Source organism: Streptomyces sp. NBC_01317, assembly GCF_035961655.1.
Lineage (GTDB): Bacteria > Actinomycetota > Actinomycetes > Streptomycetales > Streptomycetaceae > Streptomyces.
The window spans coordinates 873698-900514 of record NZ_CP108393.1; the positions used below are offsets into that span (position 1 = coordinate 873698).

The 26817-nt window shown below is 71.6% G+C and carries 23 protein-coding genes and 1 pseudogene; 1 reads left to right on the forward strand and 23 read right to left on the reverse strand.

Annotated elements, in window-relative coordinates; all coding sequences use genetic code 11:
• Positions 1 to 4: 4 nt before the first annotated feature.
• The 18 genes and pseudogenes from OG349_RS03640 to OG349_RS03725 form a co-directional block, all read right to left on the reverse strand.
• Positions 5 to 1465 (reverse strand): aldehyde dehydrogenase family protein, encoded by a 1461-nt coding sequence (locus tag OG349_RS03640; RefSeq protein ID WP_327233194.1) that lies wholly within the window; start codon positions 1463 to 1465, stop codon positions 5 to 7.
• Positions 1466 to 1608: 143 nt separating this feature from the next.
• Positions 1609 to 2517 (reverse strand): N-acetylglucosamine kinase, encoded by a 909-nt coding sequence (locus tag OG349_RS03645; protein ID WP_327233195.1) that lies wholly within the window; start codon positions 2515 to 2517, stop codon positions 1609 to 1611.
• A complete protein-coding gene (locus OG349_RS03650) occupies positions 2514 to 3536 on the reverse strand; it encodes an SIS domain-containing protein (RefSeq protein WP_327233196.1) in 1023 nt (340 codons plus the stop codon). Before OG349_RS03650 ends, OG349_RS03645 begins: the two co-directional genes overlap by 4 nt.
• On the reverse strand, positions 3533 to 4660 hold the full coding sequence (locus OG349_RS03655; RefSeq protein ID WP_327233197.1) for a Gfo/Idh/MocA family protein: 1128 nt from the start codon (positions 4658 to 4660) through the stop codon (positions 3533 to 3535). Before OG349_RS03655 ends, OG349_RS03650 begins: the two co-directional genes overlap by 4 nt.
• Positions 4657 to 5409: a sugar phosphate isomerase/epimerase family protein gene (locus OG349_RS03660; RefSeq protein WP_327233198.1), complete on the reverse strand. Its 753-nt coding sequence runs from the start codon at positions 5407 to 5409 to the stop codon at positions 4657 to 4659. Before OG349_RS03660 ends, OG349_RS03655 begins: the two co-directional genes overlap by 4 nt.
• Complete coding sequence (locus OG349_RS03665; protein ID WP_327233199.1) at positions 5406 to 7421, reverse strand: primary-amine oxidase; 2016 nt, start codon at positions 7419 to 7421, stop codon at positions 5406 to 5408. Before OG349_RS03665 ends, OG349_RS03660 begins: the two co-directional genes overlap by 4 nt.
• A 41-nt stretch (positions 7422 to 7462) precedes the next feature.
• Positions 7463 to 8251, reverse strand: coding sequence for a GntR family transcriptional regulator (locus tag OG349_RS03670; protein WP_327233200.1), 789 nt, complete (start codon positions 8249 to 8251; stop codon positions 7463 to 7465).
• Complete coding sequence (locus tag OG349_RS03675; RefSeq protein ID WP_327233201.1) at positions 8248 to 9288, reverse strand: Gfo/Idh/MocA family protein; 1041 nt, start codon at positions 9286 to 9288, stop codon at positions 8248 to 8250. The genes OG349_RS03670 and OG349_RS03675 overlap by 4 nt, the downstream gene beginning before the upstream one ends.
• Complete coding sequence (locus tag OG349_RS03680; protein WP_327233202.1) at positions 9285 to 10277, reverse strand: NAD-dependent epimerase/dehydratase family protein; 993 nt, start codon at positions 10275 to 10277, stop codon at positions 9285 to 9287. The genes OG349_RS03675 and OG349_RS03680 overlap by 4 nt, the downstream gene beginning before the upstream one ends.
• On the reverse strand, positions 10274 to 11065 hold the full coding sequence (locus tag OG349_RS03685) for a sugar phosphate isomerase/epimerase family protein (protein WP_327233203.1): 792 nt from the start codon (positions 11063 to 11065) through the stop codon (positions 10274 to 10276). The genes OG349_RS03680 and OG349_RS03685 overlap by 4 nt, the downstream gene beginning before the upstream one ends.
• A 43-nt stretch (positions 11066 to 11108) precedes the next feature.
• On the reverse strand, positions 11109 to 11783 hold the full coding sequence (locus OG349_RS03690; RefSeq protein WP_327233204.1) for a ThuA domain-containing protein: 675 nt from the start codon (positions 11781 to 11783) through the stop codon (positions 11109 to 11111).
• A 62-nt stretch (positions 11784 to 11845) separates the two neighbouring features.
• Complete coding sequence (locus tag OG349_RS03695) at positions 11846 to 13525, reverse strand: ABC transporter substrate-binding protein (RefSeq protein WP_327233205.1); 1680 nt, start codon at positions 13523 to 13525, stop codon at positions 11846 to 11848.
• A gap of 71 nt (positions 13526 to 13596) precedes the next feature.
• Positions 13597 to 14700 (reverse strand): ABC transporter ATP-binding protein, encoded by a 1104-nt coding sequence (locus tag OG349_RS03700; RefSeq protein ID WP_327233206.1) that lies wholly within the window; start codon positions 14698 to 14700, stop codon positions 13597 to 13599.
• On the reverse strand, positions 14697 to 15761 hold the full coding sequence (locus tag OG349_RS03705) for an ABC transporter ATP-binding protein (protein ID WP_327238429.1): 1065 nt from the start codon (positions 15759 to 15761) through the stop codon (positions 14697 to 14699). The genes OG349_RS03700 and OG349_RS03705 overlap by 4 nt, the downstream gene beginning before the upstream one ends.
• Before the next feature lie 192 nt (positions 15762 to 15953).
• Positions 15954 to 16784 (reverse strand): annotated as a pseudogene (locus OG349_RS03710) (ABC transporter permease); the annotation flags it as partial.
• A 3-nt stretch (positions 16785 to 16787) separates the two neighbouring features.
• The gene (locus tag OG349_RS03715; protein ID WP_327233207.1) at positions 16788 to 17762 is read right to left on the reverse strand and encodes an ABC transporter permease; all 975 of its coding nucleotides are present in this window, start codon (positions 17760 to 17762) and stop codon (positions 16788 to 16790) included.
• A gap of 3 nt (positions 17763 to 17765) precedes the next feature.
• Positions 17766 to 18488: a ThuA domain-containing protein gene (locus OG349_RS03720; RefSeq protein ID WP_327233208.1), complete on the reverse strand. Its 723-nt coding sequence runs from the start codon at positions 18486 to 18488 to the stop codon at positions 17766 to 17768.
• A 13-nt stretch (positions 18489 to 18501) separates the two neighbouring features.
• Positions 18502 to 19605: a Gfo/Idh/MocA family protein gene (locus OG349_RS03725; protein WP_327233209.1), complete on the reverse strand. Its 1104-nt coding sequence runs from the start codon at positions 19603 to 19605 to the stop codon at positions 18502 to 18504.
• Positions 19606 to 19873: 268 nt separating this feature from the next.
• On the opposite strand from OG349_RS03725, the gene OG349_RS03730 reads away from it, so the two are divergent.
• Positions 19874 to 20818: a zinc-dependent alcohol dehydrogenase gene (locus OG349_RS03730; protein WP_327233210.1), complete on the forward strand. Its 945-nt coding sequence runs from the start codon at positions 19874 to 19876 to the stop codon at positions 20816 to 20818.
• A gap of 33 nt (positions 20819 to 20851) precedes the next feature.
• On the opposite strand, the gene OG349_RS03735 is transcribed toward OG349_RS03730, so the two are convergent.
• From OG349_RS03735 to OG349_RS03755, 5 genes are all read right to left on the reverse strand, one after another.
• Complete coding sequence (locus OG349_RS03735) at positions 20852 to 21607, reverse strand: GntR family transcriptional regulator (protein WP_327233211.1); 756 nt, start codon at positions 21605 to 21607, stop codon at positions 20852 to 20854.
• 136 nt (positions 21608 to 21743) lie between these two features.
• Positions 21744 to 22847 carry a hypothetical protein gene (locus OG349_RS03740; protein ID WP_327233212.1) on the reverse strand — a complete coding sequence of 368 codons (1104 nt, stop codon included), beginning with the start codon at positions 22845 to 22847 and terminating at the stop codon, positions 21744 to 21746.
• 39 nt (positions 22848 to 22886) lie between these two features.
• Positions 22887 to 24002: an AI-2E family transporter gene (locus OG349_RS03745; protein ID WP_327233213.1), complete on the reverse strand. Its 1116-nt coding sequence runs from the start codon at positions 24000 to 24002 to the stop codon at positions 22887 to 22889.
• Between the two features lie 123 nt (positions 24003 to 24125).
• Positions 24126 to 25301 carry a wHTH domain-containing protein gene (locus OG349_RS03750; RefSeq protein WP_327233214.1) on the reverse strand — a complete coding sequence of 392 codons (1176 nt, stop codon included), beginning with the start codon at positions 25299 to 25301 and terminating at the stop codon, positions 24126 to 24128.
• Between the two features lie 60 nt (positions 25302 to 25361).
• Positions 25362 to 26321: an STM4015 family protein gene (locus tag OG349_RS03755; RefSeq protein WP_327238430.1), complete on the reverse strand. Its 960-nt coding sequence runs from the start codon at positions 26319 to 26321 to the stop codon at positions 25362 to 25364.
• Positions 26322 to 26817: the final 496 nt, after the last annotated feature.

The following is a 26817-nucleotide window of genomic DNA, read 5'->3' on the forward strand; positions in this document are numbered from 1 at the left end:
GTGGCTAGTACGGGTAGTGCGCGGGGGCGCTCGCGACGGTGCGCCACCGCCGTTCGGTGAACTCCTCCAGGTTCGCGTCACCGCCGGCCCGCCCGCCCAGACCGGAGTGGCCGACCCCGCCGAACGGGGCGAGCGGCTCGTCCTGCGGCGTCGCGTCGTTGACGTGCACCATGGCGCTGTTCAGACGGCGGGCCACCTCGGTGGCGCGGTGCACGTCGGCGCCGACGACCGAGGAGACCAGCCCGTACGGGGTGTCGTTGGCCAGCGCGACGGCCTCCTCGACACCGTCGACCACCGCGACGGGCGCGACGGGGGCGAAGATCTCCTCGGTCCACAGCGCGGCGGCGGGGTCGACGTCCACGACAACCGTGGGGCGGAAGAACCGGCCGTCGTTCGTCCCTCCGGTCAGGATCCGGGCGCCGCCCGCGACCGCTTCGTCCAACAGGTGCCTGGCCCTGGCCAGTTGGGTGTCGTTGATGATCGGGCCCAGGCCGGTCCCGTCCCGCAGCGGATCGCCGACGGTGACGGCCGCCGCCCGGGCTGTCAGGTCGCGGAGGTAGGCGTCGGCGACCGCGCGGTCCACGATGTGCCGTCCCGCGCTGATGCAGGTCTGCCCCTGGTAGTGGAAGCTCGACCAGGCCCCGATCATGGCGGCCTGCCCGGTCTCCGCGTCGTCCAGGACGACCAGGGCGTTGTTGCCGCCGAGTTCCAGGGAGGTCTTCTTGAGCAGGGATCCGGCGGTACGGGCGATGTCGCGTCCGACAGTGGTCGAGCCGGTGAAGTGGATCATCGCCACGTCCGGGTGCTCGACCAGCCGGCGTCCGGCCTCCTCGCCGCCGGGCAGGACCTGGAGTATGCCGTGCGGCGCTCCCGCCCGCTCGAAGAGTTCGGCGATCGCCAGGCCGCCGGAGACGGGAGTCTCCGGGGAGGGCTTGAGCAGGACGGCGTTCCCGAGCGCGAGGGCGGGGGCGATCACCCGCATACCCAGGACGAGGGGGAAGTTCCACGGTGTGATCGCCGCGACCAGACCGACCGGCACCCGCTCGGACACCGAGAAGCGGCCTTCGTGGCCGGTCCGCAGCACCTCTCCGACCGGCCGGGAGGCCAGCGCCGCCGCTTCGGTGAGTTCACCGACCGCCGACGCGATCTCGTAGTCGGCCTTGCCCGCGATGCTGCCGGTCTCCCGCATGATCAACTCGCGGAAGCCGCCGGTGTGCCGGAGGGCGGTCGCGACCTCGCGCAGCACGGCGGCCCGCTCCGTGTAGAGGCGGGCGGCCCAGTCGCGCTGGGCGGCGAGGGCGGAGGCCACGGCCGCGTCGACGTCGGAGGCGTCCGCGCGGCCCGCGGCGCCGAACACCTCGCCCGAGGACTTGTCACGGACGGGGAGGGTTCCCCCGGCGGCGGGCGGCCGGAACCGGCCGTCGACGTAGAGGGCCCCCGACCAGGGGGGATTCTGCTCTGCCATGGTCAGCTCCTTGAGTGTGGGTCCCTGCCCAGGGAGAGAGAAGCGGGTCCGGGCGAGAGAAGCGGGTCCGGGCGGAAGAGAGGGTCGGGGTCCGGGCAGGATCGTCCGTCCCGCGCGGTCGCCCGTGGGTCGTGTCGTACGGGTCAGGCCCCGGCGGCCCCGGCCGCCCGGTGCCGGATCCTTGCCAGCGCCACCGCGCCGGCCACCGGTGGCACGTCCAGCAGACGCAGGGTCAGATCGGGCTGTACGGAGGCGAGACGGGCCCGCAGCCGGTCGGCGAGCAGAGGCTGGCCGAGTACCACCCCGCCCGCCGCCACGACCGTGCGGCCGACGGCGCCGCGTGCCCGCAGCCGGGTGACGAGGGCGCACAGCTGGGTCGCGGCCTCGTCCACGACGGCCAGGGCCAGCGGCGAGCCCGCGGTGGCGGCCCGGAAGACGGCGGGGGCGGCCGGTCCCCAATTCCCCGTGGTGGGCTGATCGTTGACCGCGCGGGCGAGACCCGGGGCATCGGTGACGCGGTAGTGGGCGAGCAGCGCGGACAGCAGCCCGTCGTCGTGGCGGTCCGTGTCGTACGCGGCCAGGGCGGCCCTGGCCGCGTCCCGTACGATCGCGGGCGCGCTGCCCTCGTCACCGAGCACCCAGCCCCAGCCCCCGGCGAAGAGCACCGTGCCCCCGGTGTCGGCGCCCACGGCGATGGAGCCGGTGCCCGCGATCACACCGATCCCCCGGTCCAGCCCGGCGGCCGGGACCAGCAGGGCGGCGTCGTTGACCACCGTCGCCGCCACTCCGAGCCGCCCGAAGGCGGCGGCGAGGCGGGCGCAGTGCTCCTGCGTGTCACAGCCCTGGGCGCCCACGCCGAGGGCGGCGATCTCGTCCCCGGCGGACAGGACGGGTGCCACGCGGCCGAGGAGCCAGCGCGCGGCCCGGTCGACCGGAGTGGCCTCCCAGCCCGTGGCCGGGACCGCCGTGTCGACCCGTACCGCTCCGTCCGGTGTCTCCACGCGGAGCGCGAGTTTGGTGCCGCCGATGTCGGCCCCGACGAGGACTTTCATACGGCGGGCCGCCCCTCGGCCACCTTGATGTCGGCGTTGTGGAACACGAACTCCTCGATGTCCACGCCGCGGACCTCGGCCACCGCCTCGACAAGGATCTGTACGACCAGGATTTCGAGGACCGCACGCTGGGCGGCGGGCAGCCGGGGCACCCGTACCACGTGCAACAGGGCTTGCTCCGGAGGCGGTTCGGCCGTGACGAGCACCACCGGGTGCCTCGCGTCCGCCAGGGTGCGGGCCGCGGCGTGCTCGCGTGCGTCGCCGAAGATGACGTGGACCCCGCCGCCCGCCGATTCCATGGCCCCGTGGAGGTACTGGCGGGTGCTCATGCCGGTCGACGGGATCCGGGCGACCTCCCGGAAGAGCAGGGCCCCGGCCTCCGCCGAGCCGACGGCGGGCCCGGCCCCCACGAAGTCGGCGGAGGTGGCGCTCGCGAAGAGCGGCGCCAACGCCCGTACCGGACCGGTCAGTTCCTTCTCCGTCGCGGCGAAGAGGGCACCGAGCCCGGCCCAGCCCTCGTCGGGCGCGCCGCCGTCCCACACGTCGGCGACCAGGCCGAGCGCGGCGACGGTCGCGGTGTAGCCGATCGTGGACGCGTAACTGTCCGGGACACTGCCGATGCCGATCAGGCCGGAAGCGAGGTCCGCGATCGGGGACGGTGTCATGTTGACCACGGCGTGCCGCAGGGCGGGGTCGACGGATTCCAGTACGGCCAGTGTCTCCGCGCTCCGGCCGCTCTGGGAGACGCCGAAGACAGGGTGCCTGCTGGCGGGGAACGGCAGCGGGTGGTCGCCCGCGCCGAGCCGCCAGGAGTGCACACCCCGGCCGCGCAGCGCCCACACCGGGGCGCAGGCCGCCGCCAGGCTGGCGCCGATGCCGACGAACACCGGTCCCGGGCCGGTGAGTCGGCCTCCGGCGGCGAGCGACGTCACGGATCCGGTCAGCCGGGCGATCGCGGCCTCCAGTTCTTCGGCCTGGGTCGCGCGGGCCGCCGGGTAGGCGAGGTAGCCGTCGGTCATGTCTGTTCCGTTCTGTCGTGTCCGTCGAAGGTCGGTGCGGCCGGATCCCATCCGGGTGGGATCCGGGGCACCTCGGGTGCGCCGCTCGCCACCCGGACCGGCGATCCGAGGCCGGCGGACTCCTCGACCGCGAGCATGATGTCGAGCACGTGGTACGCCAACTCACCGCTGGCGCGGGGCCGTTGTCCGGCCCGCAGGGCGCGGGCCAGTTCGAGGACGCCGACACCCCGGTCGCTCGGGACGCCGTCGGCGGGCACGGTGGTCCAGGCCGCGCCGGGCGCGGTCCCGGTCAGCAGCCGGGTCGGCCCGTCGAACCCGCTGACCGGGACCTCCATGACCCCGTCGGTGCCGGTGATCTCGAACAGCTGGCGGCGCAACGGGGAGTCGAAGCTGTAGACGGAGGTGCCGACCGTCCCGGAGGCGAAGGTGGTCACCACGCTGAGGTGGGTCGGCACCTCGACGGGGAAGGCCGTGCCGGCGTCGGGCCCCGAGCCGACGACCCGCTCGGCGCGCGGGCTCTGCCCGCTCGCGCTCACGGAGACGACCGGGCCCAGGAGTTGGACCAGGGCGGTCAGGTAGTAGGGGCCGATGTCGAAGAGCGGCCCCGCCCCCTTGGCGAAGAGGAACTGCGGTCGCGGATGCCACAGGTCGGGGCCCGGCCCCTGCATGAGGGTGAGTACGGTCCTGGGCTCGCCGATCGCCCCTTCGGCCAGCAGCCGGTGCGCGGTCTGTATCCCCGGGCCGAGGACGGTGTCCGGCGCGTTGCCGACCACGACACCCGCGGCGTCGGCGGCGTCGAGGACGGCGCGGGCGGAGGCCCGGTCCAGGGCCAGTGGCTTCTCGCCCCAGACGTGTTTTCCGGCGGCGACGGCGGCCAGCGCGACCTCGGCGTGGGCGGCCGGGACGGTCAGGTTCACCACCAGGTCGACGTCGTCGCGTCCCAGCACCTCGGCGGTGGTGCCCCAGGCCGGCACGCCGTGGGCCTCGGCGCGGGCCCTGGCGCGGGCGGGCACGAGGTCGGCCACGGCGGTGACCGCGAGGTCCGGATAGCTGGTGAGGGCCGTCAGGTACGGGGCGGAGATGTCCCCGGCGCCGATGACGGCGACGCGGACGGGCGCGCTCACGCGTGCGCTCCGGCGAGGAAGTGCGTGGCGTTGCGGGCGACGAGCGGCCATACGTCGCTGTGGTGGGCGACCACTTCGACCACGAGCAGTTCCACCGTGCCGGCGGTCAGGGCGAGCACCTCGTCCATCCGGCCGGCCGTGTCGACGCCGAGGACGGGGCGGTCGTTGCCGGGCTCGCGCTCGTGCACCACGTGCAGGAGCCGTACGCGCTCGCCGAGGCGTGGCAGCAGCTCGAACACGTCGGCGCCGCCGACCCCGGCCCAGTAGACGTCGACCTCCAGCACGACGGCCGGGTCGAGCAGGCCGGTGAGCAGGTCGTAGGCCGGGACGCCTTCCACCGTCTGCGCGAACTCGAAGTCGTGGTTGTGGTAGCCGATGCGGATGCCCCGGGCGGCGGCGCGGCCGGCGGCGTCGTTGAGGGTCGCGGCGAGCTGTTCCACCCCGGCCCGGTCGGCGATGCTGTCCGGGTCGACGTAGGGGGTGACGACGGTGCCGATGCCGAGGGCCTCCGCCGCGTCGAGGACGTGTGTCACGTCGTGCCGTACCACCGACGCGTGGGCGGTGGTGGCGCGCAGTCCGGCGTCCCGCAGGGCCGTACCGAGCCGGTCGGGGTCCGTGAGGATGTCGTACGGCTCCGCGTGGGTGAAGCCGAGGCCCGCCAGCCGGGACAGGGTGGCGCCGAGGTCGGCGGGGCCGAGGTCGTCCCGCACGCTGTAGAGCTGGATGCCCAGCGGCTGTCCGGTCGTCATGCGCCGGCCTTTCCGTGGTCGTGGTCGCCGTGCTCGTGGTCGCCGTGCTCGTGGTGTCCGCCGGGGTGGCAGTGGTCGGCGGTGGACGCCGGTATGTCCAGCGTCGGGTTGCGGTCGAAGAAGCCGTACGGCTTCAGTACGAAGCCGGTGGAGTCGACCGGCATGACCGGCCAGTCCTCCGGCCGGGGGAAGTGGGTCAGCCCGAAGGTGTGCCACAGCACGATGTCGGTGTTGTCGACGTCCCGGTCGGCGGCGGTCCACTCGGGCAGCCCCGCGCCGCCCCGGTGCATGTTGACCAGGTCGCCCGCCGGGTAGTTCTCGTCCGGCGCGTAGGGCGTCACCCACAGGTGCCGGGTGGCGAAGGTGGCCCGGCGGTGGATGTCGGAGGACTCGTCGGCCAGCAGCAGCGGCTTGCCCTCGGGGTGCAGCAGGTAACCCACCGGGGCGCCCAGCCGGTTGGTGACCGAGGGGTTGGTGACCAGCCAGGCCCGGTTGCGGGTGTTGTCGGCGGCCCGCTGGGCCCCCGACTCCGTACGCAGCCGGGTGACGGTCTGGGTGAAGCCGGTGCCGGTGGGATTGCGCGGTCCCCGGGGCACGCGCACGGCCTCCACCTCGTCGACCGCGTTGTCCGTACCGTCCACAGCCATGTCCAGCCGGGCGCTGAACAGGTGTTGGTGGTACGGGGCTCCGAGACCGGGCGCGAGTTCGGAGGCGAACTCGTACCCCGGGCCGGGGTAGGCGGAGGTGAAGACGACACCGGTCGCCTTGACCTCCAGCTCGATGGCCCCGTCGAGCGAGAAGTACCAGGAGAAGCCGTAGTCGTAGTTGCCGACCGTGACGAAGAAGGAGATCACCAGGCGCCGGTTGCGGCGGGACTCCGAGGAGCCGTTCCAGTGGTCGGTGTGCTTCCAGAGGATCCCCGTGTCCTCCTCGTGGACGCAGATGGCCTGCGGGACGATCCGTACCCCGCCCGCGCTGTCGGCGAGGACCGCGTCGAGGTACGTGATGTCGCCGACGCAGTCGCAGCCCAGCTCCAGGGAGTTGGCGAAGCCGCCGAGCAGGTACTCGCCGCAGTCGAAGAAGTTCTGGAACCAGCGCTGCGGGCCGGGGTCGCCGTACGGGACCATCATCTCGGCGACCGAGGCGCGGTAGAGCACCGGGCGCTGCCGGCCGGCGTCGTTGATGCTCACGTTGTGCAGCACCAGCCCCTCCCGCTGGTCGAAGCCGACCTGGAGCGACCAGCCGAGCCAGTCGACGACACCGTTCTCGTCCACGGTGAAGCTGGGGCCCTCGGGCTGGGTGATCTCGATCGGCTTCAGCCCGGCCCGGGGCGGCCGGTCCACCCAGCGGGGGTCGTGGAAGTTGCCGTCCTCCTGGGGCACCGGCAGGTCCACGTGGTCCATCACGTCGAGGACCTCACGGCTGATCACGTCCACGACGACGGTGACGCCGTCCACCGGATGGGCCCAGCCGAGGTCGTCCGGTGTCTTCTGTACGAAGGTGAAGCAGCGCTGGAGGCGGCGCCCGTCCTCGCCCTCCCCCGCCGCACCGGCCGACAGCGGGTTGACGCGCAGTTGGGTGAGGTCCGTCAGACCGCGCCTGCGCATCGCCGCCAACCAGCGCTCGTCGGCGTGCACGATCTCCTCGACCAGCCCGAACTCGGCCAGTACCACGGGGACATGGCCGTCGGTGGCGACGTCCAGCACCCGGGTGGAGACGAGGCGGTCCTCGCCGGGGCAGGCGACGACGTCGTGCGAGAGGCCGGTACGCAGGTCGACCAGCATGACGCGGAAGCGGCGGGGGGCGATCGTACCGGCGAGGAGTTCCCGCTTGTCCTGCTCGGCCAGGCCGAAGTACGAGACGTGCGTGTCGGGGCCGAGCAGGCCCTCCCGCCGGAGCAGGCTCTGGCACGCCGTGATCTCTTCGGGGCGGGGCGAGGCGAGGGCACGGGCCGGCGCCGGTGTGCTGTCGGTGCCGCCGTCGGGGGAAGGAGGTCGCGTTGTTGTGGTCACAGGGGGTCCGCTTCTGCGAAGAGGGTGAGGGGTACGGCGGTTCATGCGCCCGCGTTCCGTGTGAAGGAGGTGCGCAGGCGGTAGCGGTCGCCCGCGTAGCGGATCGAGGAGGAGAGCAGCGGACGCCCGCTCCGGTCACGGACGATCTGGCGCATGTCCAGAACGGGGGTGCCCGGGGCGATGGCGAGGTGCCCGGCGAGCGCCGCGTCGGCGGGGCGCGCCTCGATGGTGGTGTCGGCCTGCGCGAGCTCGAAGCCCAGGCGGGCCATGGTGTCGTACAGCGAACGGGTGGTGAAGTCGACCTCGTCGAAACCGGTGGCGAGGTCGGCGGGGACGAGCGAGTGGTCGACGGCGATCGGCACCCGGTCGAGCAGGCGGACGCGCTCCAGCCGGTACAGCGCGGTGCCGGGGACGATCTGGAAGGCCTCCGCCTCGTCGAAGGTGGCCGGTCCCGGCTCGCACCGCAGCACCCGCGACGTCGGTACGAGCCCCATCCGGCGGGCGGTCTCGGAGAAGGACTCCAGGGTGTTGGGCCACTCCTTGCGCTCCGGGGCGGCGACGTACCAGCCACGGCCCTGGGCGGCGCGCAGCGCGCCCTCCTCGACCAGGGCGGTCAGCGCCTTGCGCAGGGTGACCCGGGAGATGCCGAGCATCCGGCACAGTTCGCGTTCGGGCGGCAGCCGGGAACCGGGCGCGACCTCGCCGAGGGCGATGCGGTTCTCCAGCGCGGACTTCGCCTGGATCCACAACGGCTCCGGGTACGCGCCGGTCAGTTCGGGCGCCGCCGCCGCCGGGCCCGGCCGCTGCGGGCTGCTCTGATCCGTGATCATGCCGGGACCTGGACCCTTTCCCATGTGCCGGAGCGCATCGAGGCGTAGCAGGCGTCGAGTACGTGATTGACGACCACGCCGTCCTCGAAGGTCTCGCGCGGGGTGACCCCCCGGGCGAAGCAGTCGGCGAAGTGCCGCATCTGCTGGCTGAAGCCGTAGGCGCGGGCCTCCTCGGGGACCGGGTGGACCCAGCCGGTGTCGGCGTCGGCCTTCTCGACCAAATAGCCGACGGGGTTCTCGATGAAGCCCCACACCGGGGTCGCGGAGGTGTCGGTGACCAGGCGGCCCGCGCTGCCGACGAGTTCGTGCCGCAGCTGCATCCCGCCCTTCTCGATCCAGGACGACTCCACGGTGGCGAGCTGGCCGCCGGCGAACTTCAGCAGGGCGATCGCCGTGTCCTCGCCGGTGGTCCGGTCGCCGTGGGCGAGGGTGGCGCCCCAGGCGAAGACCTCGGTGACGGGGTTGTCCTTGCCGAAGAAGTGGCGGGCGGACTCGACGGTGTGGCAGCCCATGTCGAGCAGCGCGCCGCCGCCCGCCGTCTCCGCGTCCCAGAAGTGCGGGGCGTGCGGCCCGGAGTGCGCTTCACGGGCCCGCAGGGTGAGCAGGTCGCCGATCGCGCCGGCGGTGACCATCTCGTACGCCTTGGCGATGTTCGGCGAGAAGACCGAACTCTCGGCGTAGCCGTGCCAGACACCGGCCTCGCGGACGACGTCGAGGATCTGCTGCGCCTCGGCGCCGGTACGGGCCAGTGGTTTGGTGCACACGACACCCTTGCCGGCCGCGGCGACGGTCCGTACCGCTTCGAGGTGTGCCTCGTTGGGGACGGCCACGACCACCAGGTCGACGGCGGGGTCGGCGCACAGGGCGGCCATGTCGTCGTAGGCACGGGCGTCCGGTGCCCAGGTGGCGGCCAGTGCGGTGGCGCGTGCCAGGTCGCGGGAGCAGGTGGCGACCAGGGCGGCGTTCCGTGCGTCCTGGAGGGCGTCCGCGTAGGTGTCGCCGATGAATCCCGAGCCGATGAGTCCGACGCCGATCACGTGTTCCTCCGTCCGGTGCTGGTCTCCAAGAGCGCGTCGAAGGCCTGGGACAGCTCCTGGTCGGCCGACTTCAGCTCCGGATGGGCGTCGTGGTGGGCCAGTGCCTCCCTGGCGCCCTCCGCGAAGGAGACACGGGGTGCGAACCCCGGTACCAGCGACCGGAGTTTGGACGTGTCGAAGAGCATCGAGTGGCGGAAGTCGTGCTCCAGCACCTCGCCCCAGCCGGGTACGTGTGCGGCGATGGACTCGCTGGCGCGGTGACGCAGGACGGGGTCGCGCACCCCGGCCGCGGCGGCCAGGGTCAGATGGATCTGGTCCCAGGTGAGGATGTCGCCGCTGACCACGTTGACGCTTTCACCCACCGCGTGGTCCAGGCCCAGCAGCGGGACGACGGCACGGGCGACGTCCCGCGTGTGGGTGAGGGACCACAACGACGTGCCGTCCCCGTGCACCACCACGGGCCGGCCCGCGCGCATCCGCTCGATCGCCGTCCAGCCGGCGAGGACCGGGATCACCGTGCGGTCGTACGAGTGGAAGGGCCGCACGATCGTCAGCGGGAAGCCGGACGTGCGGTGGGCGTCCTCCAGCAGCAGTTCGCAGGCGATCTTGTCGCGGGCGTAGCCGAAGACCGGCTGGCGGCGCGGGCTGGACTCGGTGATCGGCAGGTTCGGCACCGGCCGGCCGAAGACCGAGCACGTGCTGATGAAGACGTACTGCCCGGTCCGGCCGGTGAACAGGCCGGGGTGGGCGCGTATGTCGTCTGGGGTGAAGCCGACCCAGTTGACCACCGCGTCGAACTCGTCGTCGCCCAGCGCCGCCTTGAGGGCGGCGGGGTCGCGGACGTCCGCGCGCAGCTGCCGTACCCCGTCGGCGACGGGCCGGACGGGCTCGGAGCGGGTCACGACGGTCACGTCGATCCCGGCGGCGACCGCCCGGGCCGCCACCGCCGAACCGATCATCCCCGCGCCGCCCAGAAACAGTACGTTCATGCCCGCTCCTCGGTCGGTTCCGGGACACGTGCGCCACGGGACAGCCCGCGGCCCACCAGGTGGTCGTACGAGCGCCGCAGCGCCTCGAACGTGTCGATGTGCAGGCGCTCCAGCTCGACGAGGTGCCACCGCGGACCGGACGGTGTGGTCAGGGTGCGGGCCCAGTCGGTCCCGCCCTCCCCGATGGGCACCATCACGTCGTGCTCGTAGCTGACCGCCGGGCCGTCCTTGACGTGCACGAAGCGCACCCGGTCACCGAGCCCGGCCAGCACGTCGGCCGGGTCCGCGCCGCCCATCCGTGCCCAGTACGCGTCGAGTTCGACCAGGACGCGGTCGTCCAGCAGCTCCAGCAGCAGGTCGTACGCGGGACGGCCCCCGAACTGCTGGGAGAACTCGGCGAAATGGTTGTGGTAGGCGATCCGCATCCCCCGGCCGGCCGCGCGTTCGGCGGCCTCGTTGACCCGCTCGACACCGCGCCGGATCGCGTCCGGCGAGTCGAACTCCTCGCGCTCCATGCTCCATACGAGGACGTCGGCCCCCAGCTCCTCGTTCGTGTCGAGCAGCGCCTCGGCGCCGGGCCCGGCGGGGAACGGGGTGTGCGCGCTGGTCAGGGTGAGGCCGGCGGCGGCGATGGCGTCCCTGACCCGGGCGGGCCCGAAGTGCTCCACGAGGCCGTAGGTCTCGATGCCCAGGTAGCCGAGGCCGGCCAGCCGGGCCAGGGTGCCCTCCAGGTCGGACCGTGCCTGGTCGAGCACGGTGTACATCATGACGCCGATACCGGCTGTCACGTCTCCTCCTCCGGCCGGCCCCTCGGGACCGGTACGCGTGGACTCAGTCACGGCCGGCCGCCCACCGCAGGGCCTGCCTGACCAGAGTGCGGACCGGGGGTTCGCCCCAGGAGCGCATGTCATGGCCGAGCGCCAGATAGACCACCCGGCCGGCCCCGAACCGGCGGGCGTAGAGCACCGGGATGACGGCCCCGTCGGCCCGGTGCCGTTGCGCGAGCACGGTGATGTCCTGGTCCGCCGTCTCGAACTCGTAGTACTCGTCGAAGAGTTCGAAGTCGGTGAGCCCTTCGGTGACCGGGTGGTCGGCGACGATCTCGACGGTGTGCCGGCCCTCGTGGTGGCCGGGTCCGTGGGAGAGGTAGCGGTTGCCGAGCAGCTCGAAGAGCGGCCTGTCCGCCGGGTCGACGCCGTCCCCCCGTACCCCCATGATGTTGGCGCCGTGCACCCCCACCAGCCCCTTGCCGCCCCGTACCGCGTCGGCCAGCGCGCGCTGCTGGTCCGTCGTGAACTGCCCGCCCGCGGTGTAGAGGAGGTAGACGTCCGCCTCGGCCGTCTCGGGCCGTGGATCGACGAAGCGGCTGGTGCCCATGGCCTTGCGGGTGGCGAACCCGGCCTCCACGCCCAGCTGCTGGAACACTCCGGCGGCGCTGAGCAGGTCGTGGTGGATGTCGTCGCCGTTGACGACGACCATGGCTCTGGGAGTCGGGAGGTGTGGCATGGCTCTCCTCGCGGGGGTGCGGCAGGGGGATGGTGGTGCGGGGGCGCGCGGCGCGCGCCGGCTCAGACCGGCTTCAGCCGCAGCGCGACGACCGGGTTGGGCACGGGGCTGAAGTAGGGGTCCTGCGGTGTGGGGAACCCGGTCGCCTTCGCGGTGCTCCAGTTGCCGTAGCTGCCCCAGTAGAACATCGGGATCCACGGCAGGTTCTCGACGAAGATCTTCTCTATCCCGTTGAGGATCTGCTGCCGCTGGGCGTCCGTGGTGGCCTTGGGATACTCCTTGAACAACGCCGCGGCCTCGTCGTTCCGGAACCGCTCGATGTTCTGGAAGGTCGGCGTCGCCTTCCCCACCGGGTAGTAGAGGTTGGGGTTGATCGTGTCGTTGTAGTACGAGAAGGCGCGCGGCGCGGAGTTGACCGGGTAGCCCATCGTGGAGTCGAAGTCGCCCTTGCCGGTGAGGGTGTTGATCTCGTTCACCGTGGTGGTGTCGATGGTGAGCTTGATCCCGATGTCCTTGAGCTGGGACACCAGCACCTGCACCCGGGAGGCGATGTCGGTGTACGACGACGGGAAGCTGACCGAGAACTCGACCCGCTTGCCGCCCTTCTGGTAGTAGCCGTCACCGCCCTTGCTGTAGCCCGCGTCGGTCAGCGTCCGATGGGCCTTCGCGACGTCCTGGGTGAAGTCGACCCCCTTCAACTCGGGGGACACGGACGAGGTGTAGGCGGGCATCGGCAGTCCGGTGACGCTGGTGGCCGGCGGCGCGCCGCTGGCCGCGCCGACCTGCTTGCGGTCCACACCGAGGCTGATGGCCCGCCGCACCGCGAGGTCGCTGAGCGGCCAGCGCTCCAGGTTGGGGATCAGACCGTCGGTCCCGGCCAGCGGTGCCCAGTAGTTGTTGTGCTCGCTGCGGCTCAGGTACGTCTTGTCGGCGTTGGCGATGTACGTGCCGCCCCAGTCCGCCTGACCCTGGACCAGCGCGTTGGTCATGCTCACGTTGTCCTTGTACGCGACGAACCGCAGCGCCTTGATCTGCGCCTTCGCCTGCCAGTACTCCTCGTTGCGTACGAGTGTGAAACTCTGCGCCGAGAACTGGCCGAGCTTGAACGGGCCGGTGCCGACCGGGTTCTCGTCGGTGTACTTGCTCGGGTCCTTGACCTTGGACCAGATGTGCCGGGAGACGATGGGCGCCGACACGACGTTGGTGAAGAACTGCTCGGACGGCACCGGGAAGGTGAAGACGACCTGGGTCGGGCCCGGCGCGGTGACCGAGGTGATCTCGACGCCGAGCAGGTTCAGCCCGGGGTTCTCCTTCAGCATGGTGTACGTGAACACCACGTCGTCGGCGGAGAACGGGGTGCCGTCGGTCCACTTCACCCCGGACTGGATGTCCAGGGTGAGTGTCTTGTTGCTGTCCGACCAGCGCCAGGCCTTGGCCAGCCAGGGCAGGTCGTGGCCGATGTCGACGGTGTTGATCTGCACCAGCGGCTCGTAGATGAAGCCGCCGGAACCCTGCGAGGTGTAGGTCAGCGCCTGCGCGGTGTTGGCCAGGAACGGGTTGAAGACCTTGGTGAGGTTGTCGGACTGGCCGGCCACGGTGAGGGTGCCGCTGCCGCCGCCCGAGCCGCCGCCCGAGGACGATTGGCAACTGGCGAGGGCGAGCGAACCGGCGACGGCCAGGGCGCCGGCGAGAACGCCTCGTCTTGACACGCCTGTCGCGATGAGCGACTTCGAAGTAGTCACGTGCGTCTGCTCCTTGAGAGGTGGGACGGCGGGAGAGATACGTGGGGGTGTACGGGAGGTCCGGTCGTGGATCAGTCGGTGGGGGCGGCCGGGCGCGCGACGGCCCGGGTGTTCTCGGCCCGCTGGCTACGGGCCTCCGGGTCGTCGGCGTAGAGCCAGCACCGGACGGTGTGTCCGGCGGTGAGGTCGAACGGCTCCGGTGCGGTGGTGGCGCAGCGTTCCATCGCGTACGGGCAGCGCGGGTGGAAGCGGCAGCCGGCCGGCGGGTCGATGAGGCTGGGCGGCTGCCCGATGTCCCGGACGCGGTCGGCGCCGGACCTCGACGGGTCGGGCGCGGAGGCGATCAGCAGTTGGGTGTACGGATGCGCCGCCTGCTGCGTCACCTCTTCCGAGGGGCCGCTCTCGACCAGCTGCCCGGCGTACATCACCGCGGTGTCGGCGGCGAAGTAGCGGGCGGAGGCGATGTCGTGGGTGACGTAGAGCATCGCCGCGTTGCGTTCCTCGGTCAGGCGGCGCAGCAGGTTGAGGATGCCGAGACGGATGGAGACGTCGAGGCTGGAGACCGGTTCGTCGGCGAGGAACACCTCGGGGTCGGCGGCCAGCGCGCGGGCGATGGAAATGCGCTGGAGCTGTCCGCCGGAGAGTTCGTGCGGGTATTTCGCGGTGAACTGCCGGGGCGGCACCAGGTTGATCTGCGTCAGCAGATCGTCGATGACGGCGGCCTGTTCCTTGCCGCGCTTGCCGGGGTGGTGCAGCGCGACGGCCCGCTTGAGGGTGCCGGCGATCGTGGCGACCGGGTTGAAGGACCCGAACGGGTCCTGGAGGATCAGCTGGACCGTGCGGACGTGGTCGCGGAAGGCCTTGCCGCGCATCGCCCGCACGGGTTCGCCGTGCAGCCGTATCTCGCCGCCGGTGAGCGGGTGGAGCTGCGCGAGCAGCCGGGCCAGGGTCGACTTGCCGGAGCCGGACTCGCCGACGAGTGCGGTGATCCGTCCCGCGTACAGGCTCAGCGAGACGTCGTCCACGGCGTGCACGACCCTGCGGGTGGCGCCGCGCCGGGGAAGTCCGCTCCGTACGGGGAAGTGCTTGGTCACGTGGACGGCTTCGAGTACGGGCCGCTCCCCGGCCGTGGCGCCGGCCGTGGTCACCGTCCCGGCCTGCGTGTCAGCGCTCATCGTGTATCACCTGTCGCCAGTTCGTTCGGGGTGGTCTCGGGGTGCGGGCCGCCGGTGTGCGCGGTCTCCTTCTCCTGGGCGGCGTCCGTGTGCAGCAGGCAGGCCGCGAGCGAGGTGCCGCCTCCGGGGCCGCCGACCTGGTAGAGCTGCGGCACCTGCGTGGCGCAGGCGTCGAAGGCGTGCGGGCAGCGGGGTCGGAACGCGCAGCCGCTGGGCAGTTTCCGCAGGTCGGGCGGGGAGCCGACGATGCCGGTCAGCTCCCGCTTGGGACCGCCGAGGGTGGGGAAGGAGGCCAGCAGCCCTCGGCTGTACGGGTGTTGGGGGCGCCGGTAGAAGGTGTCGGCCGGGGCCATCTCGACGACCTTGCCGCCGTACATCACCGCGATGGTGTCGGAGAGTTCGATGAGCAGCGACAGGTCGTGGGTGATGAAGACGACCGAGAAGCCGAGCCGGTCCTTCAACTCCATGATCTTCTCGATGATCTGACGCTGGATCACCACGTCGAGCGCGGTGGTCGGTTCGTCCATCACGATGATCTCGGGGTCGAGGGCGAGCCCGACGGCGATCATCGCGCGCTGCCGCATCCCGCCGGAGAGTTCGTGCGGGTAGGAGTTCGCGCGGTCCGCGGGGATGCCGACGATGCCGAGCAGTTCCACCACCCGCGCGGCGCGTTCCCGCGCGTCCATCCCCGGCCGGTGGGCGACGATGACGTCCTCGATCTGGGCGCCGACGCGCAGGATCGGGTTGAGCGCGTTCATCGCCGACTGGAAGACGATGGACAGTTCCTCCCAGCGGAAGCCGCGCAGTTCGGTGTCGTCCATGGCCAGCACGTCGACGGTGGTGCCGTCGGGCTTGGTGTAGTGGATCTCGCCCCGGGATATCTCGGCCGGCGGCTTGTGCAGCCGGGTGATGGCGTAGGCGAGGGTGGACTTGCCGGAGCCGGACTCGCCCGCGATGCCCAGGACCTCACCGCGCCGCAGGGTGAACGACACGTCGCTGACCGCCGGGGTGCGGCCGCCCTCGCCGACGTACTCCACCCGCAGGTCGCGGACGTCGAGCACGAGGTCGGTGCTGTCCTGGGTGAAGGGCGTCGCGGCGGGCCTCCGTACCACCGGGCCCTGGTGTTTGACGCGGCGCGGGCGCTTCGCCGACACCTGGCCGCGCTGGGCCTTCTTGGTGCCGAGGCCGACCTGCCGCAGCCGGGGGTTGATGAACTCGTCGATGCCGAAGTTGACCAGGGACAGCGCGGTGCCGAGCACCGCGATGGCCAGCCCGGCGGGGACGAACCACCACCAGGCGCCGGTCAGCAGGGCGCTGCCGGTCTGCGCCCAGTAGAGGATCGTTCCCCAGGACCACTGGGTGACGTCGGCGAGGCCGAGGAACGCCAGGCTGGCCTGGGTGAGGATGGCGAAGATGACGGTGCCGAGGAACGAGGCGGCGATCACCGCCATCTGGTTGGGCAGGATGTCCTTGAGGATGATCCGCCAGGTGTTCTCGCCGGTGGCGCGGGCGGCCTCCACGAAGTCCCGTTTGCGCAGGGAGAGGGTCTGGGCGCGCAGCACCCGGGCGCCCCAGGCCCAGCCGGTGACAGTGATGACCAGGATGATCCCGAGGGAGCCGCTGTGCGGCAGGTACGCGGCGAGGATGATGGTCAGCGGCAGTCCCGGCAGGACGAGGAACACGTTCGCGAGCAGCGACAGCACTTCGTCGCCGACCCCGCCGACGTACCCGGCGGTGATGCCGACCCCCACCGACAGGGCGGTGGTGATCACGGCGGCGCCGAGGCCGACGACCATCGAGGCGCGGGCGCCGTACAGCATCTGGGACAGGACGTCCTGGCCGTTCTGCGTGGTGCCCAGCCAGTGGGACCCGGACGGGCCGGCGAGGGCGGCGTCGCTGACGGCGGAGGGGTCGTACGGCGAGATCCACGGCGCGATCACGGCCAGGATCACGAAGACCAGCAGGATCGCCAGGCCGGTGAGGGTCAGCGGCGACCGCAGCAGGCGGACCCAGAGCCGGGCCACGCTCCCGGAGGACTCCACGCCCGTGTCGGCCTCGGCCAGGGCGGCGGGTTGCAGGGCCATGGGTCAGCTCTCCCTTGTCCGCGGGTCGAGGAACACGTACGCGATGTCGGCGAGCAGGTTCGCGACGAGTACCAGCACGGTGATGAGCAGGAAAATCGCGGACATCAGGGGGTAGTCGGCCGCCTGTGCGGCCTTGAAGAGCACCGACCCGATGCCGGGGTAGTTGAAGACGACCTCGGTGACGATGGAGCCGCCGATGACAAAGCCGAGCGACATCGCGAAGCCGGAGAACGACGGGAGCATCGCGTTGCGGGCCGCGTAGGTGTACATCACGCGGCGCTTGGAGAGGCCCTTGGCCTCGGCCAGCCGGACGTAGTCCTCGCCGAGCGTGGTGAGCATCATGTTGCGCATGCTGATCAGCCAGCCGCCGACCGAGGCGACGGTGATGGTGGCGGCGGGCAGGACCGCGTAGTTGAGGGCGCTGCCGAGGAAGCCGCTGTTCAGCCCGACGCTCTGGTCGAGCGCGTAACCGCCGGACAGCGGGAACCAGTTGAGGGTGATCGCGAAGACGTAGACCATGATGATCGCGAACCAGAAGTACGGGATGGACGACAGGAACGTCGTCAGGGGCACCAGCGAGTCGAGCCAGCTGCCGCGTTTCCAGCCGGCCAGCATGCCCAGCGAGGTGCCGAGGACGAAGCCGAGCACGGTGCAGAGGGTGACGAGGATGAGCGTCCAGTACATGCTCTGGCCGAGGACCGTGCTGACCTTGGACGGGTAGTAGGCGTACGAGATGCCGAAGTTGCCGGTGAACACGCTGTGCCAGTAACTGAGGTACTGCTCCCAGAGGTTCTGGTTCGGCTGCCCGAAGAGGACCCGCAGGGCGTGCACCGCGGAGGGGCTGAGCTTGCCGTGGAACTGGTTGATCAGGTTGTCCGCCGGATTGCCCGGCATGATGCGCGGGATGAGGAAGTTGAGGCTGATCGCCGCCCAGGCGGTGAGCAGGTAGAAGGCGATCTTCCTGAGGAGTGTGCGCACGGATCAGTCCCCTTCACGGGCGGGTCGGCAGGCCCAGCGGGCGGCGCGCCGCAGGAGGTGGCGCAGCGCGGGCTCGCCCCAGATCCGCATGTCGTGGCCCAGCTGGAGGTAGCAGACCCGGCCGTTCCCGTACGGGCGTACGTGGACCAGCGGTTCGGGGCCGGTGGGGGTCTCGCGCCAGGCGACCACCCGTACGCCGGGGGCTGTCGCCAGCCGGTAGTGCTCGTGGGTGACCTCGAACGGCGCGATGCCCGCGGTCAGTTCGTGCCGGGGGTCCAGGTGCACCTCGAACCGGCTCTCGTGGGGCGACGGTCCGTGGGAGAGGTAGCGGCTGCCGATCAGGCCGGCGAGCAGCCGGTCCGCCTCGTCCGGCTGGTCCCGCTGATCCGGCTGGTCCCGCGGCGGGGCGAGGACCGTGGTGGAGTGCAGTGCGACCAGACCGCAGCCGCCGCGCACCGCTCGCGCCAGCCTCCGGCGCTGTGCTCCGGTGAACCGGCCCAGCGCGGTGTAGAGGACCACCACATCCGCCTCGGACGCGTCGTCCAGCCGGGCGGTGCCCAGCGCGGTGCGGGTGGCGAACCCCTCCTCGGTCAGCGCGCTCCGCACCGCGGAGGCCGCGGTGAACAGGTCCTCGTACACGTCGTCGCCGCTGAACACGGCGAGGGCGGTGGGCGCGGTGACACCGGCGCGGGGCGCGGAGGCAGGGCGGGGCTGTGTTGTCTGCATGCGGAGGCTCGATTCAGTAGGTGGAGCGCAATTCACCGGTAGGGCTCCAGAAGCCCTCCGCCCGCCCGCTGATCAGGGCGTTGTCCATGCGGTCCAGCGGCAGGGGCACCCGCCGCCGGGATCTGCTGCTCTCGTAGGTGGCGAAGATCAGTTCGGCGCCGCGCAGTCCGTGCTCCGCGTGCAGCTCCGGTCGCCGGCCGGTCCGCAGTGACGCCACCAGATCGCGGATCGCGTCGGCGGTGCCGGCGACGATCGCCGGGTCCACCGCGTACTCCCAGTTCCGGGGATCGGTGTCGAACGGCGACTCCCGCACCAGGTCGTCCCGGCCGAAGCGCCGCAGCACACCACGGGCGCCCCGGATGTCGGCCCGTCCCCGGGTGCCCTGGACGATCAGTCCGAGGTCGTTCTCCACATGGAGTACGGGGGTGTGCGGTTCGCGCCCGGTGGAGACGACCGCGCGTACCCCGTCCGCCCAGCCGAACTGGGTCAGCGAGGCGGTCTCGGTGAACACGCCGTACACGTAACGGTCGACGGAGACATCCACCTGCCCCAACACCCATTCGGGAGCGGCGTCCTGACGGTGGAACAGGATCAGGTCGAGGATGTGGGTGCCCCAGTCGAAGAGGTTGGGGCAGTACCCCTCGACCGTCACCACCTCGCCGATCTCGCCCTGCGCGATCCACTCCCTGACCTGCCGTTGTACGGGGTCGAAGCGGCGCTGGAGGTTGAAGGTCAGCTGGACCCCGGCGCCTGCCGCGATGGCGGCCGTCTCCAGGGCTTCGCCGTAGCTGAGCGCCACCGGCTTCTCGCAGTGGATCGCCCGGGCGCCCGCCGCGACGGCCGCCCGCACCACCTCGGGGTGGGAGGCCGGCGGGGTGCAGACGCTGACGATGTCCGGCCGTACCGCGGCGAACAGGTCGTGGAAGTCGGTGTGTACGGCGGGCACGTCCAGTTCGGCGGCCAGCGCCCGCGCGGTCCCCGGATCCACGTCCGCGAGGCCGGCCAGGGTCACACCGGGGGCGGCGAGATAGCCGCGTCCGTGCACCCTGCCCTGCGAACCCGCCCCGACCACCACGGCCGAGAGCACCTCTCCGGCGGCTTGCGCGGCATCTTCCATCGCCGACTCGCTCTCTTTCGGCCGATTTAGTGGTGTGCCAAATGCATACCACTTGCCGACATCTTAATACGAACGGCGATCCTGTCTAGAGGTGGAACAGCAGAGAACGCGGCGTAAATTCGCCGCCTAGTTAGCAACTTTAGCCACAAACATGGACATACAGGGTGGATGAATTCGGCCATGGATCAGCCATGGATGGTCGAATCAGCGCTTACCACTTAGAACCACATCGCTACACTGATCCGAACCACTCAGACAGGAGACCCGTATGAAGATCAGTCAACTTGTCGGCCGGCGCACCTCCGAGGTCGTCACCGCGGACGACCCCGTCCCCGCCGACCACCAGGTGCTGGTGGAGGTGCTGGCCTGCGGAGTGTGCACGTCGGACATCGGGCCGTGGCTCACCCACGACGCGGCCGGCACCCCGGTGCGGCTCGGTCATGAGGTGGTCGGCCGGGTCGCCGCCGCCGGGCGCGACGCGAAGCGGTGGCGTCCGGGCGACGTGGTGACCGGTCTGGGCGGCGACGGGTTCGCGACGCTGGCGGTCATGGACGCGGACGCGGTGCTGCCGGTACCGGCGGGCATCGAACCGGCGCACGCCCTCGGCGAACCCGTCGCCGACCTGGAGGAGGCGCTGTCCCGTACCGGCATCGGAGCCGGTGACCGGGTGGCCGTGGTGGGGCTCGGCTTCATGGGGCTCGGACTCGTCCAGCTCGCCAAGAGGTACGCGCCCGGTCTGCTCATCGGCGTCGACCCCGATCCCGCCCGGCGCCGGCGGGCCCTCGCGCTCGGCGCCGACCTGGTGTTCGCCCCCGACACACTGCCGGAGGAGTACCGCACGGACACCGGCCGGGCCACGGACGCCCGCCCCGCGATCGTGCTGGAGGCGACCGGGGCCACCGGCGGGCTGAAAACGGCGGGCGGCATGGTCCGGCCGTTCGGCACCCTGTGTGTGGTGGGCTACCACCACACCGGCGACGCGATGATGGACATGGACCTCTGGTACAAGGCCGTCACCGTCGTCAACGGCTTCTGTCCCGACCGCACCCGGCTGGTCGCCGCGATGCGGGAGAGCCTCGGCCTGATCGCCGAGCGGCGGTTCAGTTACGAGCCGCTGATCACCCACCGGTTCGGGCTGGACGACGTCGACGAGGCGTTCCGTACGCTGGAGGAGGCGGGCCCGGACTTCGTCAAGGGTGTGGTGCTGTTCTGACCCTCGGGGCGGAACGGCCCCGGACAGGCCGGCCTACGACCGCGCGAACGACGTACGCAGCCGGTAGCGGTCGCCCGCGTACTGGATGGTCGACACGAACAGCGGCTCCTGCTGTGCGCCCAGGGCGACTTGCCGCATGACGAGCACCGGGTCGCCGGGCGCCAGATCGAGGTGCTCGGCCGCCCGTTCGCCGGCCTTCGTCGCCTCGATGGTGCTGTCGGCCCGTACCGGTTCGACCCCGGCCGCCGCGAGGGTCGCGTACAGCGAGCGCTCCTGGAAGTCGAGCCGCTCGATGTCCGGGACGAGTGCCTGCCGCAGGCGCGTCAGGTCCAGCGCTATCGCGACGCCCTCCAGCAACCGCACCCGCTCCAGGCGGAAGAGCGGCGTCCCGGGGGCGATGGCCAACTGCTCGGCCTCGTCGATGGTGGCCGGACTGGTCTCCGCCCGCAGCACCTTCGAGTGGGGGGTGAGCCCCATCCGCGCCGCCGTCTCGCTGAACGACTCCAGTGTGTTGGGCCACTCCTTCTTCCGCGCGCTCCGGGCGACGTACCAGCCGCGCCCGTGCGACGGATTCAGCACACCCGCCTCGACCAGACTGTTCAGCGCCTTGCGCAACGTCACCCGGCTGATGCCCAGTTGGAGGCACAGCTGGCGTTCGGGAGGCAGCCGCCCGCCCGGCTGGAGCACACCCCGGTCGATCTCGCCCTGGATCACCTGGACCGCCTGGATCCACAACGGCTCGGGATATCCGGGCAGCGCGGCACCGGAGACCTCAGGCGAGTCGTTCATACAGTGAGGCTCCCATGGTGATGTGTACGGTGAACAGGCGCGGATCACCTTAGCTTCACCGGCGACCCCCTGGCCAGGCGGCACGATGGCAGGCGCCACGATGGCCGGGCGGCGCGACGGCCGGCCATCGTGAGGGTCACCGCGCCGGGCTGCGCCGTGTCACCTTCCCCTTCGCGTCCGCGTCGAGCGAGGCCGTGCCGTTGGGCCCGGTCACGGTGATCCGTACGGCCAGGGCGCCCGTGAGGTGGTCGACGGTGACCTGCCAGCCGCGCGGGGCGCGGACACCGAGGGTGGTCCTGGCCTCCTCGACCAGGGCGGGGATGCGCGCACACGGCAGGGAACGAACGTCGAACTGGACGACAGGAGTGTCCATGGGCGCGAACACCACCGACAGCAACTGTTCCTGGATGCTGACGGTGAGCGCCTGGCGCGCGTCCTTCTCCTTGTCCTTGGTCAACACGTCGACGGCCCGGCACAGTTCGCCCCGGTCGAGCAGCGACTGGCCGGGGCCGACGGAGACCGTGCCCAGCCCCGCCGACGACGTGACCGTGGTCGACGACGACGTCGTGGAGACGGAGGGCTCCGAGGAGGACGGCGGCCGCGCGGAGGTCTCGTCGCCGAAGAGGTCCGCGCGGAACGACAGGACCACGGCGGCGGCGCCGAGCAGCACGCCGACGAGGAGGAGAAAGCCGAACGCGCAGCCCTCCGGGGGCTCTTTCACCAGGGCGGACACGGGCGCGGAGTCGATACGGGCCTCGGCGGCGCGCTCCTTCCACTCCGGGGCGGGCCGCTCGACCAGCCGTACCTTCCAGGGCCGCTCCGGCCGGTACGCCACCACCACGACGGCGCCCGTCCGGTGGTCGGGAAGGTCGACCAGGTTGATGTTCGCGGTCGTCTCGACGCGGTACGCGGGCGCGTCGTCCGGTGCGACCGACAGGACGAACTGGACGGGTATGTCGCCCGTTTCGCCTCCGACCGCGTGCGCGCTCTCGATCTTCGCGAGAGCCGTACGGGACCCCCCGGCCGCCTCGCGGAGGCGCCGCGGCAGCCCGGCGACGAAGAGCAGCAGGGCGTACACGACGGGCAGGCCCAGACCCCCGGCGAACAGCGGTACGTTCTCGATGACACCGCCGACGACCAGCGCGGCCAGTGACGCTCCGGTCACTCCCCCGGTCAGAAACCCCCTCGCGAGGGCCACCGGACGGTGGTGGGTGGGCCGTACGGTCTCCGTGATCGTCATGCGTACGATTGTCTGCTGTCCGGGCGGCCACCGGAATGCCTAAGTCATCACAACGGCGCCGTCGTCCGCGTCGTCGGTCTCCGGCTCCTCGGGCGGGTCGGCGAGTTGCTCGCGCAGGTAGTTCCAGACCACCGCCACCAGCGCGGCGGCCGGCACCGCGAGGAGGCTGCCCACCACACCGGCGAGGCTGCCGCCCAGGGTGACCGCCAGCAGGACCACCGCCGCGTGCAGGCCGAGCCCGCGACTCTGGATCATGGGCTGGAGCACGTTGCCCTCCAACTGCTGGACCACGATGATGATCGCCAGCACGATCAGCGCGTCCATCAGGCCGTTCGACACCAGCGCGATGAGCACGGCGACCAGCCCGGCGAACAGGGCGCCCACGATCGGCACGAACGCGGAGACGAAGGTCAGCACCGCCAGCGGGAGCACCAGGGGCACGTCGAGAACCCACAGGCCGAGCCCGATGAACACGGCGTCGAGGAGGCCGATGAGGGCCTGGGACCGTACGAACGCCCCCAGGGTGTCCCATCCGCGCGCGGCCACGATCGGGACGTCGGTGGCGAGCCGGCCGGGGAGCTGACGGGCGAGCCACGGCAGGAACCGGGGGCCGTCCTTGAGGAAGAAGAACATCAGGAAGAGCGCCAGGACGGCGGTGACCACCCCGTTGAAGACCGTGCCCACGCCCGTGACGACGGCGCCCACCATGCTGCCGACGCTGCCCTGGATCCGGGCGACCGCGGCGTCGAAGGCCCCCGCGATCTGGTCGTCGCCGATGTTCAGCGGGGGCCCGGACGCCCACTCGCGCAACTTCTGGATGCCGTCGGCCACCCCGTCGGTCAACTCGCCGGACTGGGACGCCACCGGCACCGCGATCAGTGCCACGATGCCCAGCGAGACCAGGAGGAAGAGGACAGTCACCGCCGACGCGGCGAGCGCGGGGGCCCACCCCCGCCGGCGCAGGAAACTGGTCAGGGGCCAGGTCATCGTGGTGAGGAACAGGCCCACCACCAGCGGCCAGACGACCGGCCACATCTTGCCCAGGAGCCACAGCGCCACCGCGACCATGACAAGGACCGCCAGCAGCTCGACGGAGACGCGCGCCGATCTCCGGAGCGCCGCGGCGGTTTTTGTGGAACTCAACGTGGCAGACATGGGGGTCACCCTATGGGCTGCGGTCACGGGTGATCCCCCGCCCCGGATGCTTCCGTCGCGCGCGGGGAGCAACGCCGGTGCGGTACGGGCGACTTGCCGTCCCGCGCACCGGGTCCGCGACGCTCACGCGGTGGCCGGGAAACCCCGTACCTCCGGGTAGTCGACCTTGTCCGGCAGCTGGTGACCGAGGGCGGTCAGCCGCTCCGCGACGTCCGCCGGGCTCCTCCCCGTCAGGCTCGCGCTGCGCAGGACGTGCTCCAGGTGGACGTTGTCCAGGTACGAGCGGTCGACGGTCGCGAGCAGCCGGACGTCCGCCTCGTCGGCGACCTCGGGCAGGATCGCGTTCCCGTGCAGCCAGTGCCCCATCGTGGCCAGCCGCCCGGCGATGTCGGCGGGGCCGCGTCCCGTGGCGAGAGCCCCGCGCAGGATGTGCCGCATCGCCAGCCCGACGACGGTGTTCTGCGCCAACCAGGGGCTACGGCCGTCGAGTCGCTCGCTGAGGATGACGTAGTCGTCGTCCTCCGGGGTGTCGGGCACGGGCGGTGCGGAGTAGCCCAGCTCCGTCAACCGGGCGGCGATGTCCGCCGGGGTGCGCCCCGTCTGCCGCGCGACCTCCAGGATGTGCCCGACGGGCGGCGTCGAGTAGTGCCAGCCGGCCTCCGAAGAGGTGAGGAGCGGTTCGTCCGAGGGGTCGGGGGTGTACGGCAGCCGGAGGCCGAGCGCGAGCAGCCGCGTGGCGGCCGCGTACGGGCTGCGCCGCGTCTCCGAGGCGGCCTCCCTCACGCGGTACGCGGGCACCTCGTCGCCCCAGTCGGCCCACTCGCGGTAGCGGCCGCTGTTCCTGGTGATCAGCAGGGCGTCGCCGCGATCCGGGGTCTCGGGCAGCGGACTGCCACTGCCACCGAGCCGGTAGCCGAGCGCGGTCAGCCGCCGTGCGACGTCGGCGGGACTCCGGTCGGTCAGGCTGCCCCTTTCGAGTATCTGGCGCAGGGGCACGGGCTTGGCGACATCGAGCCAGGTGCGGCGGTACTCCGCGGTGATGTCCCGGAGCAGGGTGAGGTCACCGGGCTCGACGCGGTCGGGCAGGGGCCCTCCGGTGAGCTGGATGTCGGCGTAGCCCAGGGCGGTCAGCCGTGCGACGACGTCGGCGGGGGCGTGTCCCAGCACGGCGGCGGCGTGCAGCACGTGCCCGTACGGGACCTGTTCGGCGGGGTCCAACCAGGGCCGGCGGCCGTTGAGTTCACCACTGGCGGTCCTGAGGTCGTCCGGGTCCTGGGACTCGGGGGCGGTGTCGTACATGGTGGGGCCTTTCGACGGCGGGGCGAGGAGGTACCGGGGGTCAGGACGCGGCGGCAACGGTCATTCGTCCACCGCGACATAGCGGCCGTCCCCTTCGTCCCATTCGGGATCGACCTCCTCCCGTTCCTGACTGGCTGTCAGATTCACCCGGACTCCGTGCGGCTCCAGTTCCGTCCAGAGGCGCAGCATCATGGCGTGGCTGAGAAAGTGGTGCGAGAGGTCCAACTCCCGCAGGTGGGTGAGCGGTTGGCCCGTCAGCAGCGCCTCCGCGCCCTCGTCGCCGAGCGTGCCCATCGACAGGCTCAGCGACGTCAGCCGGGCCACGACCGGCGCCGAGGCCAGCGCGGCGGCCAACTCGTCCTGGATCGGGCTGTTCTGCAACCCCAGGTGGCGCAGGGCCGGTTTCCCCCGCCCGGCGAGGAGCGGCGCGAGGTGCTCGACCGTCGTCCCGCCGCCGTAGTTGTCGTGGCCCAGCCACAACTCCAGGCGCTCCAGGGAGGGCAGGTCGGCGGCGGCGATCTGCGCCGCCGCGTCCGGGGGCAGCCCACCGGACTGGACGCGCAGCACCCGCAGTGATGCATGGCCGGTCACGGGGAACTCCAGGCCCTCCCCGCCGCGTACGGCCAGCTCCCGCAGACCGGGGAACGCCGCCAGGACGGGCGCGACGTCCTCCAGATAGAGGGAGGAGATCATCGACTCGTCGTCCTCCAGGTCGGCGAGGAAGAGCGCTTCAAGTCCGGTCAGGCGGGGTGCGAGGCCGGTCAGCCAGTTGTCGTCCGCGAACCCGGAGTCGCCGTACCAGGGCTCGCCGAAGACCATCGCCCGTACCTTCTCCAGGTCGACGGACTCGGTGAAGCGCTCCCAATAGACCTCGGCGCGCCCCCGGTGGTCGGCCTCGCGGGGCAGTTCCCCGCATTGGAAACGCCAGGCCACGGACGCCGCGTCGGGCAGGTCCACGGGGTTCACAAACGGCGAGAAGGTGTAGGTGGGCAGTCCGTAGAACTGCTCGACGTGGTGCACATACGACAAAACGTGGCTCCCGACACTCCGGACGCGGCGGCTGTTGCCAAGGTTCTACCAGCCCCGTCCGACACACGGGTCACTTCAGTGTCATCCCGTCACGTACGTACAGCCTGCGGGAGGTTGCCGGAAATCAACGGCGGACAGCGACCGCCCCGCCCAGGCTTCCGGGCATGCTGCTTCGCCGGACACGACGGATGACCATGGTCCTCGCCGCGGCCCTCACGCTCTCCCTCACCGGGGTGGTCGAGGGGGGGTACGGGCACGGCACGGGCCACCGAACTCTTCGGGGTCGGCGACCTGCCCGGCCAGGACGGTGTCCTCGGCGCCGGCGGAATGGGGATCTCCACAACCGGCCGGTGAGGAACCGCCACGTGGAGCGGATCGGCGGGTCGACCCTGGCCGTCGGCCCGGGCAGCACGGCGGTGTGGACGTTCAACGACGCTCCGTAGTGCCGTCGGGGCGTATCCGACTGCGTCCGTACGGGTGGTCGTGG